Genomic DNA, 12,201 nt, shown 5'->3' on the forward strand with positions numbered 1-12,201 from the left:
GGAGGTGCCGACAGACCAGACGGTTCGTTCTGTCGGGCGAGCCGTGGCACGCTGGTGCGGTGACGCAGACCCTCGACGACACGCGCACCGGGACCGAGACCGGCGAGCGCCTCCTCGTCGCGCCCGACGTGCCCTGGGTCGTGCTCGTCTGGGACGACCCGGTCAACCTGATGTCGTACGTGAGCTGGGTGTTCCGCAGCTACTTCGGCTACGCGGCGGCCGAGTCGGAGCGCCTCATGATGCAGGTGCACACGACCGGCCGCGCCGTCGTGGCCACCGGCCCGCGCGAGGCGATGGAGCGGCACGTCGAGGCCCTGCACGACTTCGGCCTCTGGGCGACCGTCGCGAAGGCCGACGAGTGATCCCGTTCCGGCGCCGCGGCGACGACCTGCTGCTCGACCTGCCCGCGAACGAGGCGAGGCTGCTCGGCGACCTCGTCGCCCAGCTCGTCACCGTGCTCGAGGGCGGCGACCCCGGTGACCCGGCCGTGGCGCGCCTCCTCCCCTCCGCTTACCCCGACGACGAGGAGGCGGCGGCCGAGTTCCGCAGGTTCACCTCCGACGACCTCATCGCCCGCAAGCTCGCCAACGCGCGACGGGTGCTCGACGACGTCGCCGCGCCGACGGCCGAGCGGCTCGACGCCGCGGGGCAGCAGTCGTGGCTGCGGACGCTGACCGACCTGCGGCTCGTGCTCGGCAGCCGTCTCGGCGTGACGGCCGACGGGCCGGCGCCGAGCGACGACCCGCACGTGGTCGTCATGCACGACGTGTTCGACTGGCTCGGCTACCTGCAGGAGAGCCTGGTCCAGACGCTGGGCTGACCCTGCGTGCTGCGAGACCCGACCCGCTGCGGACCGTGGCCGGTCCTGCCGGGGGCTAGCGCCCCTCCTTCGGGAAGACCACCCAGAGCACGAGGTACAGCAGCACCTGCGGGCCGGGCAGCAGCAGCGACAGCACGAACAGCAGCCGCACGAGGAACGGGCTGAGGCCGAAGCGGTTCGCGAGTGCGGCACAGACTCCGGCGATGACCTTGCCGCGGCGGGGACGAGTGAGGGTAGCCATGGGCCCACCCTGCCAGCCCGGGCTCGATCGCGGCTGGGTCGCGGCTCGGCAGCGGACGGGACGATCCCGAGGAGGCGCGGCGCGCGGCCTCGGGACGGCCAGCGCTGCCAGGATCGGAGGCAGGCCGCCGCCGAGAGCGGCCGGCGACGAGGGGGAACTCGTGGGGAGCACACCGGACCGGCCGCGGCCTGGAGCACCGCAGCACGACGGGCGACGGCGGCCCCGTCAGCAGGAGCGCCGTCCGCAGCAGCGGCAGCAGCCCGCCGACGCCCTCCGCCGACTCGCGCCGTCGCCGGCGCTCGCGCCTCCGTCGGTCGACCGCCTCGTGCTCGCCGTCGCCGCACTGCCCGTCGGCGTCGCCGCCTCCCTCTTCGGCGGCGTCACGCCCGGTCTCGTCGTCTTCTGGGCGGTCGTGGCCGTGTTCGCCGGCACGGTGACCGGCAGCCGCCGGCACCGCCCCGACGCCGTGCGTCTCTCCGTCACGGTCGGGGTGCTCCTCGTCGTCCCGACCGTCGCCCCCGGCCTGCCCGAGGCGTGGAACGTGCTCACCACCTCCGCCGGGGTGTTCTGCGGCGCCAGCCTCGGCCGCGTGCTGCGTGCCCGGGCGGACGCCCGTGCCGTCCGCGAGCTCGACCCGCCGACCCGGCCGGAGGACGTGCCGGGCCGGACCGTCCTCCGTCTCGAGACGGACCGCCTCCGGTGGGAGGCAGTCGACCCGTCAGCTCGGTTGCTGGAGAAGGCCGTCCGGAGGCTGCGCGACCAGCAGGCCTACCAGGTCGAGCTGCGGCGGGGGCCGGCGGGCATGTTCCTCCTGCGAGAGAGCGCCACGCCCTACTTCGTGGTGCAGGCGGACGACGTCGTGGCGGGGCCGTGGCACGAAGCCCTCGACACGGAGACCGTGCCTGTAGAGGGGCGGCCGCACCCGCGCCTCCTGGGGGCGCGGGAGCTCAGACGGCGGTCTCTCTCGGCGGCGGTGCACTTCGCGCGGACAGGAGGGCGGACGCCCGATCTGCCGTGGGGCCCGGTCCGCCCGCGCTGAGCTGTGCCGGCTCGGGAGGTAGTTCAGGAAATCGCGTGACGCGCTTCCTGAGCGGTGCACCGTTCAGGACTCGTGGTCCCCCCGGTGCGCGGATCAGGACGGGACTTCCTGAATGAGGGAGGCGGGCCTCCCGAGCACGGGGGCGACGGTCGCCTGGGAAGATGGTCCGATGAGCGCATCACTCGTGGCGAAGGACCTGGCCGGCGGCCACGGGCACCGCACCCTCTTCGACCACCTCGACCTCACGGTCGCGCCCGGCGACGTCGTGGGCGTGGTGGGCGTGAACGGGGCCGGCAAGTCCACGCTGCTGCGCCTCCTCGCCGGGGTCGACGAGCCGCAGGGCGGCTCCGTCGTGCTGAGCCCGGGTGACGCGTTCGTCGGCTGGCTGCCGCAGGAGCACGAGCGCGTGCCCGGCGAGACCGTCGCCGGGTACATCGGCCGCCGCACCGGCTGCACGCAGGCCGCCGCCGAGATGGACGAGGCCGCCTCCGCCCTCGGCGACGTCGACGCCGCCCCGCGCGCCGACGGACTCGACCCGGCCGACGTGTACTCGACGGCGCTCGAGCGTTGGCTCGCGAGCGGCGCGGCCGACCTGGACGACCGCCTCCCCCAGGTGCTCGCCGAGCTGGGCCTCGGCGCTGAAGCCGCCGCCGAGGGCGCCGTGGGCCCCGACAGCCCGATGACCTCGCTCAGCGGCGGCCAGGCGGCCCGGGTCGGCCTCGCCGCCCTGCTGCTCAGCCGCTTCGACGTCGCGCTGCTCGACGAGCCCACGAACGACCTCGACCTCGACGGCCTCGAACGGCTCGAGCGCTTCGTGCAGGGCCAGCGCGGCGGCGTCGTGCTCGTGAGCCACGACCGCGAGTTCCTCGCGCGCTGCGTCACGAAGGTGCTCGAGCTCGACCTCGCCCAGTCGGCGAACCGGGTGTTCGGCGGCGGCTACGACTCCTACCTCGAGGAGAGGGAGACCGCCCGACGTCACGCCCGCGAGGCCTACGACGAGTTCGCGGACAAGAAGGCCGACCTCGTCGGCCGTGCCCGCACGCAGCGCGAGTGGTCGAGCCAGGGCGTCCGCAACGCGATGAAGAAGGCCCCCGACAACGACAAGATCCGCCGCAAGGCGTCCGCCGAGTCGAGCGAGAAGCAGGGCCAGAAGGTCCGGCAGATGGAGAGCCGCATCGCGCGCATGGAGGAGGTCGACGAGCCCCGCAAGGAATGGCAGCTCGAGTTCACCATAGGCTCGGCACCGCGGTCGAGCGCCGTCGTCGCGACGCTCAGCGGCGCGGTTTTCCGCCAGGGCGAGCCGGGCGACGAGTTCGTGCTCGGTCCCGTCTCGCTGCAGGTCGACGGCGGCGACCGCATCGGCATCACCGGGCCCAACGGGGCCGGCAAGTCGACGCTGCTGCGCGGGCTCCTGGGGCGCCAGGCCCCGAGCGAAGGAGGCGCCAGCCGCGGAGCCAGCATCGCCGTCGGCGAGATCGACCAGGCGCGTGCGCTCCTCGCCGGCGACGAGCCCCTGGCCGAGGCCTTCGAGGCGCTCGTGCCCGACTGGCCCCAGGCCGAGGTGCGAACCCTGCTCGCCAAGTTCGGGCTTAAGGCCGACCACGTCTCGCGCCCCGTCGACGAGCTCTCGCCCGGCGAGCGGACCCGCGCCGGACTCGCCCTGCTGCAGGCGCGCGGCGTGAACGTGCTCGTGCTCGACGAGCCGACGAACCACCTCGACCTCGCCGCGATCGAGCAGCTCGAGCAGGCGCTCGAGTCGTACGAGGGCACGCTGCTGCTCGTGACCCACGACCGGCGGATGCTGCAGACCGTGCGGCTCGACCGGCAGTGGCGCGTCGAGGGCGGCCGGGTGACGGAGTCGTGACCCGCGCCTCCTCGATGTCCCGCTCGCCCTCGACGACCCGCTCGCCGCGCTCGTCGACACGACGCGCCGCCCTGCCCGTCGCGGGGCTGCTCACCGCGGCCCTGCTGCTGACCGGGTGCACCGGCGGCGGCGGGGCGGACGACGACGCGACGTCGGGCGCGACGGGCAGCGCCTCGACTGCACCCGACGCGGGCACCGGCCCGAGCACCGGCTCCGACGACGCCTGGGCCGCCTGGGACGCGGCCCTCGCCGACGTAGACGGGTCGCCCGCCCGGTGGCTCGCGGTCGGCGACTCGATCACCGAGGGGCAGGGCGCCTCCTCGGTCGGCTCCCGCTGGGTCGACCTCACCCGCGACGCACTGCGCGCCGCGCACCCCGTCGACGGCGTCCCGGGCGGCGTCGGCTACCGACCGGCGGTGTTCGCGACGTACGGGCCCGACTCCCCCTGGGGCGACTGGGCGACCGACCGGCAGGGCGGCGTCGACCTCGACGGCACCTCGCCTGCCCTGGGCTTCCGCAGCCTCGAGCTCGAGCCCGGAGCGCGGGTGAGCTGGCCGGTGACGGGCACCGACGTGGACCTCTGGTGGGCAGGAGGCGGCGGCTCGTTCACGTGGGACGTCGACGGCACCCAGCAGGGCCGGGTCGACACCGGCGACTCGGCCGCGTCGTCGTCGGTGACGCCCGTCGGGGGCCTGGACTCGGGGCCGCACACCGTCACGGTGACCGTGGCGGCCGACGACCGCTCGGACGAGCCCGTCGTGCTGCACGGCCTGGCCGCCTTCGACGGCGACCGGGAGCGCGGCGTGACCCTGTACGACTCCGCGCGGTCGGGCGCCACGACCGGCACCTTCACCGACGACCTCGCGGGCTGGCTCGAGGCGGTGGCCGCGGCCGAGCCCGACGTCGTCACGATCACGCTCGGCGCCAACGACCTGCGGGGCAGCAGCCCCGAGGAGTTCGCGGACGGCTACCGGGACGTCGTCGAGGGGCTGCAGGCGCTGGACGCGCCTCCCACGGTGGTCGTCGTCGACGAGTTCCCCGTGGCGGCCGGCCTGGCCGACACCGGGAAGGCGCCGATCGCCGACTACGCCGCCGCGCTCGACGAGGTCGTCGACGAGACCGGCGTCGTGTCGGTGTCGCTCGGCGACGCGCTCGCGAGCTCGGGCACGACCGACCTGCGCAGCCTGCTCTCGTCGGACGGGCTGCACCCGAACGACGCCGGTCAGCGCGCGATCGCCGCGTTCATGACGGGCGTGCTCGCGCGCTGACCTGCCTGGCCGCGTGGTGCGGCTCCGGGCTGCCGCTGCCGGCTGTCGATGCCGCTGTCAGTTGATCAGCGAGAACGCCGCGTCGAGGGCCTGGTCGGCGTCGAGCGAGGTCTCGCTGGTCGCGGTCGCCGTGACGTTGAACAGGCCGTGGGTCGTGATGACCGTGCCCCCGTTCACGAGGATGCCCGTGCTCTCGCCGGTCTGCGTGAACGCGCGCCCGTCGAGGTCCGCGGCGCGGCTGTCGTCGACGGCGGTGACGCCCTCGGTCGCGGCCACGGTGTCGGCCTGCTCGGCGATGGTGTCGGCGTCGAACTCCTGCACCTGGGCGACCGCGATGACCGCCTGCACGGCGCTCGCGTCGGTGGTGTCCTCGGTCGACGAGGCCCATGAGCACTGGAAGCCCTCGTCGGTCGCCGTGCTCTCCTCACGCAGCTCGAGACCCTCGATCGCAGAGCCCAGGGCCTCGCCCACGGCCTCGCACGACCCGAAGGCGACCATCGTGCCGGGCCCGCCGTCGGCGGCAGCCGCCGAGCCGCCGGTCGCGCTCTGGCTGGCCTCGTCGTCGGAGTCGCCGCCGCTCGTGCAGCCGGTGAGGAGGAGCGCCAGCGCCAGCGCCCCGGAGGCGGCGGTCGCCACGGCCCTGCGCGAGCGGGTCGTCGAGATGGTCGGTGTCATGGGTGTCTCCCCCTGGGGACTCGCCGCCGGCTCCCTGCGCCGACGGGCCGTGCCACCTTATCGAGGGCCACCGACGGCGGTCCCGGCGACGGGGGCGCGCCTCCGCGTGGCCGGCCCGGCCGCTCCCGCGGCCCTGGTGGCCTCGGCTGGCCTGGCCGCTGGGCGCAGGACGGGAGGTGCGTGCGCCTGCTCGTGAGCCGTCGCGGCGACCAGCGGGTACCGTCGAGCGTCCACCGACGATACGGAGTCACCCATGGCCTCGCTGCTCCGCAGGCTCGCGCCCCTGCTCATCCCCATCATCATCCGCAAGTTCCAGAACCGGAAGGGCGGCGGGAACGGCCAGGCCGGTTCCGGCTCCGGTCGCCGCCGCTAGGCGCGCCTGGCACGGTCTGCCTCGGCCCTCCGGCCCCGGCTGACGACGAACCCCGTTCCGTTCAGAGAACCGCGTTGCTTCGCGGTTCCCTGAACGGAACGGGGTTCTTCGTGCGCGGGGCCACCTGCGGGAGGCAGCCAGCCGCGGGCTCGCTGCCCCGGCGGAGCTAGCGGCGCGCGCGGGCGACCAGCACGCGGTCGGTGACGACGACGGCCACGAGCACCACGGCGGCGATGCCGACGTAGAGCAACGGCAGGGTGTCGAGCCCCGACCCGTCGAGCACGAGGGCACCGATCAGCGCACCTCCGCCGATGCCGGTGTTGAACGCGGTGGTGTAGAACGCGCTGGCGATGTCGCGGTGCCCCTCGGGGCTGACCTGCAGCATCTTCGTCTGGAACAGCGGGGGCAGGGCCCCGAAGGTCACGCCCCAGATCACGAAGGCGACCAAGGAGGGGCCCGGCTGCCCCTCGAGCAGCACCAGCGCCAGCACGGACACCACCACGATGCCCACCCCCACGGGGATGCTGACCCGCGGCCGCTTGCCGAGGAACCAGCCGACCATCAGCAGGCCGACGCCGCCGGCGATGCCGAACGCGAAGAGCGCGACGCTGAGGCTCGACTCCGCGATGCCCGTCGAGCGCAGCAGGTACGGCGCGATGTAGGTGAAGAACGAGTAGTGGCCGACCATGAACACGGCCGTGATCAGGCAGCTGAAGACGATGCCCATGACCGACGGCGGCGGCAGGTGCCGCGAGGCGGTCGGCGTCGAGCCGGTGAGCGTCGGGACGCTGCCCGTCGCGGTCGACGCGGCCAGCGCCTCCTCGGAGTCGCCTGCGGGCCGCGGCGTGTGCGTCGACGGCACCGGCGGCAGGAGCCGCCACACGAGCACCGCGCCCAGCGCCATGGCACCGGCGAGGATGCCGAAGGCGGCACGCCAGCCGAGGGCCTGGCCGAGCGCCGTGCCGAGGGGGACGCCGAGCACGAAGGCCAGCGTGCCGCCGCTCATCGCGACGGCGAGCGCGCGCCCGACCTGCTCCCGCGGGACGAGGTGCGCCGCGTACGCGCCGCCGATCGCCCAGAACATGCCGTGCGCGAGCCCGCCGAGCACCCGCGACGCGACGACGAGCTCGTAGGTCGGCGCGATCGCCGTGAGCGCGGCGCTGATCGCGAGCACGGTGATCAGGCCGACGACGATGAGGTGGCGGGGCAGCTTGCGGGTCAGGTGCGTGAGCCCGGTGCTGGTGAGCACCACGGTGAACGCGAAGACGCTGACGAGCAGGCCGATGCTCGACTCGCTGACGCCGAGCTCGCCGCTCATCTCGGGCAGCAGGCCCGTGGGCAGCATCTCGCCGGAGATGCTGAGGAACGTGGCGACGGCGAGCGCGAGCAGCCCGGCGAGGGGGAACTTCGCGGGGGTGACAGGTCGACCCGTCGAGGAGGCGCGGGTCGCGGCGCCGGTCGAGGACGGAGAAGAGGTGGAGGTCGTCGAGGGACGATCCTGGGCAGCAGGTGTCATGGGAGGGTCTCGGTCAGTCGGCGGGCGCCGTTCCCTCGACCCGGGGTGCCGTGGCTCCGGCAGCTCTGCTGCGGTTCAGCATGCTGCGGGGCCGGCTCGGCGGGGAGGATGGTGATCCCGACTGCGCGCTGTCGTGCACGCCCGGGGCCGCGCGTGCCGCGCGACCGTGGCCGATCTTACCGGCTGCCCTCCGGGGGCGCCAGGGCCCCTCTGCCGCCCGGCCCGTCGGCGGGCAGGCGGTGGAAGCGGACGCCCGCCACCCTCGACCCCCGTGCCAGCAGCACGAGCATCAGGAACGACAGCATCGGCACGACCACGGCGACGAGCGCCCACCAGCCCGAGATGTCCGCGTCGTGCAGTCGTCTGATCGCGAGGGCGACCATCGGCGCGAGGGTGAGCAGCGACCAGACCGTCCAGATCACGACGGAGGCGCCGCCCGCCGGGTCGCCGGAGGTGTCGGTCCAGGAGAAGAGCGGCTGCGTGCCGAGCGGGCCGGCGCCGAAGGGGCCGGTGGGCAGCCGCAGGTCGCGGGTGCGGCCCTGCAGGAACGGCACCAGCAGGAGCAGCACCGCCCCGACGGCGGTCTGGAGCAGCCACGTCCACCAGAACTCCGAGCGGCTGGCCCGCCCCGTGGTGGTGAGGCGGGTGACGGCCCGGGCCCAGGCGATCCAGGGCCGCGAGACTGAGACGGGGCCGTCGACGGTCAGCGAGTCGGGCAGTCGGATGCGCGCGCCTCCTCGGTGCGGACGGCCGTCGCCATCGTGGTCGTGCGGCGGCCCGGTCGGCGCCGTCGCCCCTCGACGCTACCGAGAGCAGACCGCTCTGTCGAGGGCAGGTCGGCCGACGGGTCGCGACGCAGAAGCGAGGCGGAAGCGAGGCGGAAGCGACGCGGGAGCGACGAACCTCCGCGGAAGATCGCGTCGGTTCATCGTCCTCACGTCGCTTCGTCAGCCACGCGTCAGCCGCGAGGCGCAGCATGGAGGCGTGAGCACGCCCGACGAGAAGACCTGCCGCTCGTGCGGCCGACGCATCGAGTGGCGCAAGAAGTGGGCTGCGAACTGGGACGAGGTCGCGTACTGCAGCGACGCGTGCCGTCGCCGCAAGGTGACCGCGCTCGACCGCCAGCTCGAGGAGCGGATCCGCGAGCTCCTCGCCGCCCGTGCCGCGACGTCGACGATCTGCCCGTCCGACGTCGCTCGCTCGATCGCCCCCGACGACGAGGCTGCCTGGCGCGACCTCATGGAGCCCGTCCGACGGGCCGCCCGACGGCTCGTCGCGGCCGGCGAGGTCGACATCACCCAGGGCGGCTCCGTGGTCGACCCGTCGACCGCCAAGGGCCCCATCCGCATCCGTCGGCGGCGCGCAGGAGGCGGCCGGTGACCACCGAGGACCGCGACCGCCGGTTCCCCCGTCGCGTCTACGGCACGGGGCAGGAGCCCGACGTCCGGTTCAGCCTCGCCAACGAGCGCACGTTCCTCGCCTGGGTGCGGACCTCGCTCGCGCTGGTGGCGGGCGGCGTCGCCCTCGAGGCGCTGGGGCTCGGGCTGCAGCCCGGGCTGAGGCTCGCGGCGTCGCTCGTGCTGATCGTGGCCGGGATCGCGGCCCCCGTGCAGGCCTGGGTCGGCTGGGCCCGCACCGAGCGCGCCCTGCGGGCCGACCGCCCGCTGCCGTCCGCGCCGCTGGCGCTGCCGCTCGGCGTCGCCGTCACGGTCGCCGGAGTGCTCGTGCTGCTCGGGGTCGTGCTTGCGTGAGCGACGGCCCGTGGGACCCGGGCCTGCAGCCGGAGCGCACCGCGCTCGCCTGGCGCCGCACCGGCCTGGCGCTGACCGTCGGGTCGCTGATCGGGCTGCGCGTGCTGCCGCCCCTGCTCGGACCTGCCGCGTTCGTGCTGGCCGGGCTCGGGGTCGTCGCCTCGCTCGCCGTCCTCGCGGCGGCGCACCGGCGGTACCGGCGGGTGCACCGCCTCCTGCTGGCCGCCCGTGACGCCGGCCACACCCGCGCCGACGGCGGCTCGACGAGCTCGCCGTCGCGGGTGCCCACCACCGGGGGCGCGCTGCCCGCGGCGACCGCGGCCCTCGCCCTCGCGGCCGGCCTCGGCGCCCTCGTCGTGGCGCTCGGGGTCCGCTGACCGCACGCAACGGCGGTCGAGTTGCCCCGGACGGCTGTTCCACGTCAGCCCTAGCGACCGTTCAGGGCAACTCGGGCGACTCGGGTCGACTCGGCGACCCGATCGTCGGCGCTGACGGAGCCCCAGGACCCGCGTGGGCCGTCAGCGGCGCACGTCGTGCAGGTGGTGCACCGGGTCGTGCACGAAGTAGAGGCCGAGCGTCTCCACCGTGAAGGCGGCACCGTCGCTGCGCAGTCCCGTGCGGTGCACCTGGTCGGCGGGCACCTCCTCGAAGCGGCGGGCGACGACCTCGGCCGCGGCGAGCAGCTGGTCGGCGACGACGGCAGGGTCCTGCCCGGCGTAGTCGTCGGCGAGCGCCGTGGAGTCCTGGTCCCAGTTATCGAAGGCGGGGGCGTCCTCGTCGAGCATCCGCAGGAGGCGGCCGTCGAAGACGCGGAACACGTCGCGCACGTGGGCACCGTACTCGAGCGGCGACCAGGTCGCGTCGTCCGGTCGCTCGCGCGCGTCGGCGCGGCCGAGCTCGGCGGGCCACGCGGCGGCGTTCGCCCGCACCAGGCCGGGCACGTCGCCCAGCGCGACGTCGGCGGCGTCGTAGCCGCACTCGGGGCAGGGCTCGTCGAGCACCCAGGTCCAGTTCTTCGTGTCGGGGACGATCGGCATGACCCGACCGTAGCCAGGGGCCGAGGAGGCGCGCGAGGGAGATCCTGCCGACCTGCGTCGAGCGACCGCCACGAGGAGCCGGAGGGGACGGCGCGCGGCGGGACGTCGAACGGGCCCGGCTCGACCGTGTCGGCAGCCTGTCCTAGGATCACGGCAGGGGGGAACATGACGGACGATCACACACCAGGGCCGCACGACGACGACGTCGAGCGTGGTGACACAGCACGCGGGCCCGAGCCGCACGGCGACGACGCGGCGGCCGAGCAGGCCGATGTCGACGAGCGCACCGGCACCGCTGGGCGCCCTGGCGCTGACGAGCACGGCGGAGGAGACGAGCGACCCGGCGCCGACGACACGCCGACGCGCGCGACGACGCAGCCCACCGACGTGCAGCCCGCGGCGCACACGTCCGCCGACGAGTCGGCCACCGCGACGGGCGCGGGCCCGCGACTCGTGCCGTGGACGCACCGCCCCACGACGTCCGAGGGCACGGCCGGGTCGGCCGCCGCCTCCTCGGGGCGCGCCGGTGCGGCAGGTGCCGCCGGAGCAGCCGGGGCTGCGGGCGCCACGGGCGCTGCCGCGAGCGCCGACACGGACTCCGAGGACGACGAGCCCGGGCGGCGACGCATGCGCCCGGCGGCGATCTTGGCCGTGGTCGGCGGAGCGGCCGTGGTCGCCGTGGTGCTCGGCACGGTCCTCGCGTTCTCGAGCGGCGGCCCGCTCGCGTCCGGCGCCCCCGCCGCGACGTCGGAGCCGGCCTCCCCGATCACGACCAGCGCACGTCCGTCGAGCACCCCGACGCCGAGCGAGACGCCGACGGCGTCCGCCTCGCCGTCCCCGCGTGCCGCGACCCCTCCCCCCGCGGAGGCCGCCGAGGAGGCGCCCTACGTCACTCCCGTCGCCGCGGGCACGGTGGTGGCCGAGGCCGACGTGCGGTCGCCCAAGGGCAGCATCGCGTTCCACTACCGGGTCGTCGCCGTGGGCGACGGCACCTTCTCGACCGAGTGGTCGGACTACACCTCGACCCTGCCGGTCACGGTGCAGCTGTCGTACTTCGAGATCGCGCCCGCGGTCTTCGACGGCCTGACCTCCCCCGGCGACGGCGTGGCCGTGCTCGGCGGGCCCACCTCGGCACCGACGTCGGGCTCCGCGCCCCTGCCGATCGGACAGCCGTCGTACCTCGGCACCCTCGTCGTGTCCACGGCCGAGGCAGCACCCGACGTGCCCGTCGAGATCAGCCGGGGCAAGGTCCTCGCGGTCGCCCCGGTCAGGTGGTCGGTGCCCGCGAAGACGACCAACATCGTCCCGGTCGACGGCGGCGTCGCGAACTTCGCCAACGGCGTCGTGACGGCGACCACCGCCGCGGGAGCGCCCAAGCGCTACCAGGTCTCCACCGGCGACACCGCCGACGCCGTCGCGGCCCGCTTCGGCATCACGGTCTCGGCCCTGATCTACCTGAACCAGGGCCTCGAGGTGATCGACGACGAGCAGCGCCTGTTCGACGGCACGGAGCTCCTGCTCGACCCGGACAGCCTCTGAGGGTTCGGCGAGCGTCGACAGCCGGCAGCCGGCAGCCGGCGAGCGGTCAGTTCCTGTCGTCCCGGAGCCATCAAGCGA

The 12,201-nt window shown here is 75.0% G+C and carries 14 protein-coding genes; 9 read left to right on the forward strand and 5 right to left on the reverse strand.

Annotated features, from left to right (window positions below; translation table 11 throughout):
- Window positions 1-59 precede the first annotated feature (59 nt).
- Together clpS and ITJ48_RS12125 are read left to right on the forward strand one after the other, a co-directional pair.
- Window positions 60-362 (forward strand): ATP-dependent Clp protease adapter ClpS, encoded by a 303-nt coding sequence (clpS, locus tag ITJ48_RS12120; protein ID WP_123547824.1) that lies wholly within the window; start codon window positions 60-62, stop codon window positions 360-362.
- Entirely contained in the window at window positions 359-820 is a 462-nt protein-coding gene (locus ITJ48_RS12125; protein ID WP_194613861.1) for a DUF2017 domain-containing protein, read from the forward strand. Before clpS ends, ITJ48_RS12125 begins: the two co-directional genes overlap by 4 nt.
- Window positions 821-875: 55 nt before the next feature.
- Here the strand turns inward: ITJ48_RS12125 and ITJ48_RS12130 are convergent, their stop codons facing one another.
- Window positions 876-1,061 carry a PspC domain-containing protein gene (locus tag ITJ48_RS12130; RefSeq protein ID WP_123547822.1) on the reverse strand — a complete coding sequence of 62 codons (186 nt, stop codon included), beginning with the start codon at window positions 1,059-1,061 and terminating at the stop codon, window positions 876-878.
- Between the two features lie 160 nt (window positions 1,062-1,221).
- On the opposite strand from ITJ48_RS12130, the gene ITJ48_RS12135 reads away from it, so the two are divergent.
- The 3 genes from ITJ48_RS12135 to ITJ48_RS12145 all read left to right on the forward strand — a co-directional run bounded on the left by ITJ48_RS12135 (window position 1,222) and on the right by ITJ48_RS12145 (window position 5,232).
- Window positions 1,222-2,100, forward strand: a complete 879-nt coding sequence (locus ITJ48_RS12135) for a hypothetical protein (RefSeq protein WP_194613862.1) — start codon at window positions 1,222-1,224, stop codon at window positions 2,098-2,100.
- Between the two features lie 169 nt (window positions 2,101-2,269).
- Window positions 2,270-3,964 (forward strand): ABC-F family ATP-binding cassette domain-containing protein, encoded by a 1,695-nt coding sequence (locus ITJ48_RS12140; RefSeq protein WP_194613863.1) that lies wholly within the window; start codon window positions 2,270-2,272, stop codon window positions 3,962-3,964.
- Window positions 3,961-5,232 (forward strand): SGNH/GDSL hydrolase family protein, encoded by a 1,272-nt coding sequence (locus tag ITJ48_RS12145; protein WP_194613864.1) that lies wholly within the window; start codon window positions 3,961-3,963, stop codon window positions 5,230-5,232. Before ITJ48_RS12140 ends, ITJ48_RS12145 begins: the two co-directional genes overlap by 4 nt.
- A gap of 57 nt (window positions 5,233-5,289) precedes the next feature.
- On the opposite strand, the gene ITJ48_RS12150 is transcribed toward ITJ48_RS12145, so the two are convergent.
- From ITJ48_RS12150 to ITJ48_RS12160, 3 genes are all read right to left on the reverse strand, one after another.
- On the reverse strand, window positions 5,290-5,907 hold the full coding sequence (locus ITJ48_RS12150; RefSeq protein ID WP_194613865.1) for a hypothetical protein: 618 nt from the start codon (window positions 5,905-5,907) through the stop codon (window positions 5,290-5,292).
- 539 nt (window positions 5,908-6,446) lie between these two features.
- Complete coding sequence (locus ITJ48_RS12155; RefSeq protein ID WP_194613866.1) at window positions 6,447-7,796, reverse strand: MFS transporter; 1,350 nt, start codon at window positions 7,794-7,796, stop codon at window positions 6,447-6,449.
- Between the two features lie 176 nt (window positions 7,797-7,972).
- The gene (locus ITJ48_RS12160) at window positions 7,973-8,521 is read right to left on the reverse strand and encodes a DUF805 domain-containing protein (protein ID WP_194614459.1); all 549 of its coding nucleotides are present in this window, start codon (window positions 8,519-8,521) and stop codon (window positions 7,973-7,975) included.
- A gap of 259 nt (window positions 8,522-8,780) precedes the next feature.
- Between ITJ48_RS12160 and ITJ48_RS16715 the strand changes: the two genes are divergently transcribed.
- The 3 genes from ITJ48_RS16715 to ITJ48_RS12175 are packed head-to-tail and all read left to right on the forward strand — an operon-like array spanning window position 8,781 to window position 9,924.
- The gene (locus ITJ48_RS16715) at window positions 8,781-9,176 is read left to right on the forward strand and encodes a DUF3253 domain-containing protein (RefSeq protein ID WP_192040828.1); all 396 of its coding nucleotides are present in this window, start codon (window positions 8,781-8,783) and stop codon (window positions 9,174-9,176) included.
- Entirely contained in the window at window positions 9,173-9,547 is a 375-nt protein-coding gene (locus ITJ48_RS12170) for a DUF202 domain-containing protein (protein WP_194613867.1), read from the forward strand. Before ITJ48_RS16715 ends, ITJ48_RS12170 begins: the two co-directional genes overlap by 4 nt.
- Entirely contained in the window at window positions 9,544-9,924 is a 381-nt protein-coding gene (locus ITJ48_RS12175) for a DUF202 domain-containing protein (protein WP_194613868.1), read from the forward strand. The genes ITJ48_RS12170 and ITJ48_RS12175 overlap by 4 nt, the downstream gene beginning before the upstream one ends.
- A 141-nt stretch (window positions 9,925-10,065) precedes the next feature.
- Here the strand turns inward: ITJ48_RS12175 and ITJ48_RS12180 are convergent, their stop codons facing one another.
- The gene (locus tag ITJ48_RS12180; protein WP_194613869.1) at window positions 10,066-10,584 is read right to left on the reverse strand and encodes a DinB family protein; all 519 of its coding nucleotides are present in this window, start codon (window positions 10,582-10,584) and stop codon (window positions 10,066-10,068) included.
- 165 nt (window positions 10,585-10,749) lie between these two features.
- Here ITJ48_RS12180 and ITJ48_RS12185 point away from each other — a divergent pair, with 165 nt between their 5' ends.
- A complete protein-coding gene (locus ITJ48_RS12185) occupies window positions 10,750-12,123 on the forward strand; it encodes a LysM domain-containing protein (RefSeq protein ID WP_194613870.1) in 1,374 nt (457 codons plus the stop codon).
- Window positions 12,124-12,201 lie beyond the last annotated feature (78 nt).

Origin of the sequence: Frigoribacterium sp. VKM Ac-2530, from assembly GCF_015350835.1 — a bacterium.
Classification (GTDB): domain Bacteria; phylum Actinomycetota; class Actinomycetes; order Actinomycetales; family Microbacteriaceae; genus Frigoribacterium.

Excerpts from the sequence above, each read along its gene's own strand:
- ITJ48_RS12130 (WP_123547822.1), bottom strand. The coding sequence starts at position 1,061 with ATGGCTACCCTCACTCGTCCCCGCCGCGGCAAGGTCATCGCCGGAGTC.
- ITJ48_RS12140 (WP_194613863.1), top strand. The coding sequence starts at position 2,270 with ATGAGCGCATCACTCGTGGCGAAGGACCTGGCCGGCGGCCACGGGCAC.
- ITJ48_RS12150 (WP_194613865.1), bottom strand. The coding sequence starts at position 5,907 with ATGACACCGACCATCTCGACGACCCGCTCGCGCAGGGCCGTGGCGACC.
- ITJ48_RS12155 (WP_194613866.1), bottom strand. The coding sequence starts at position 7,796 with ATGACACCTGCTGCCCAGGATCGTCCCTCGACGACCTCCACCTCTTCT.
- ITJ48_RS12180 (WP_194613869.1), bottom strand. The coding sequence starts at position 10,584 with ATGCCGATCGTCCCCGACACGAAGAACTGGACCTGGGTGCTCGACGAG.
- ITJ48_RS12185 (WP_194613870.1), top strand. The coding sequence starts at position 10,750 with ATGACGGACGATCACACACCAGGGCCGCACGACGACGACGTCGAGCGT.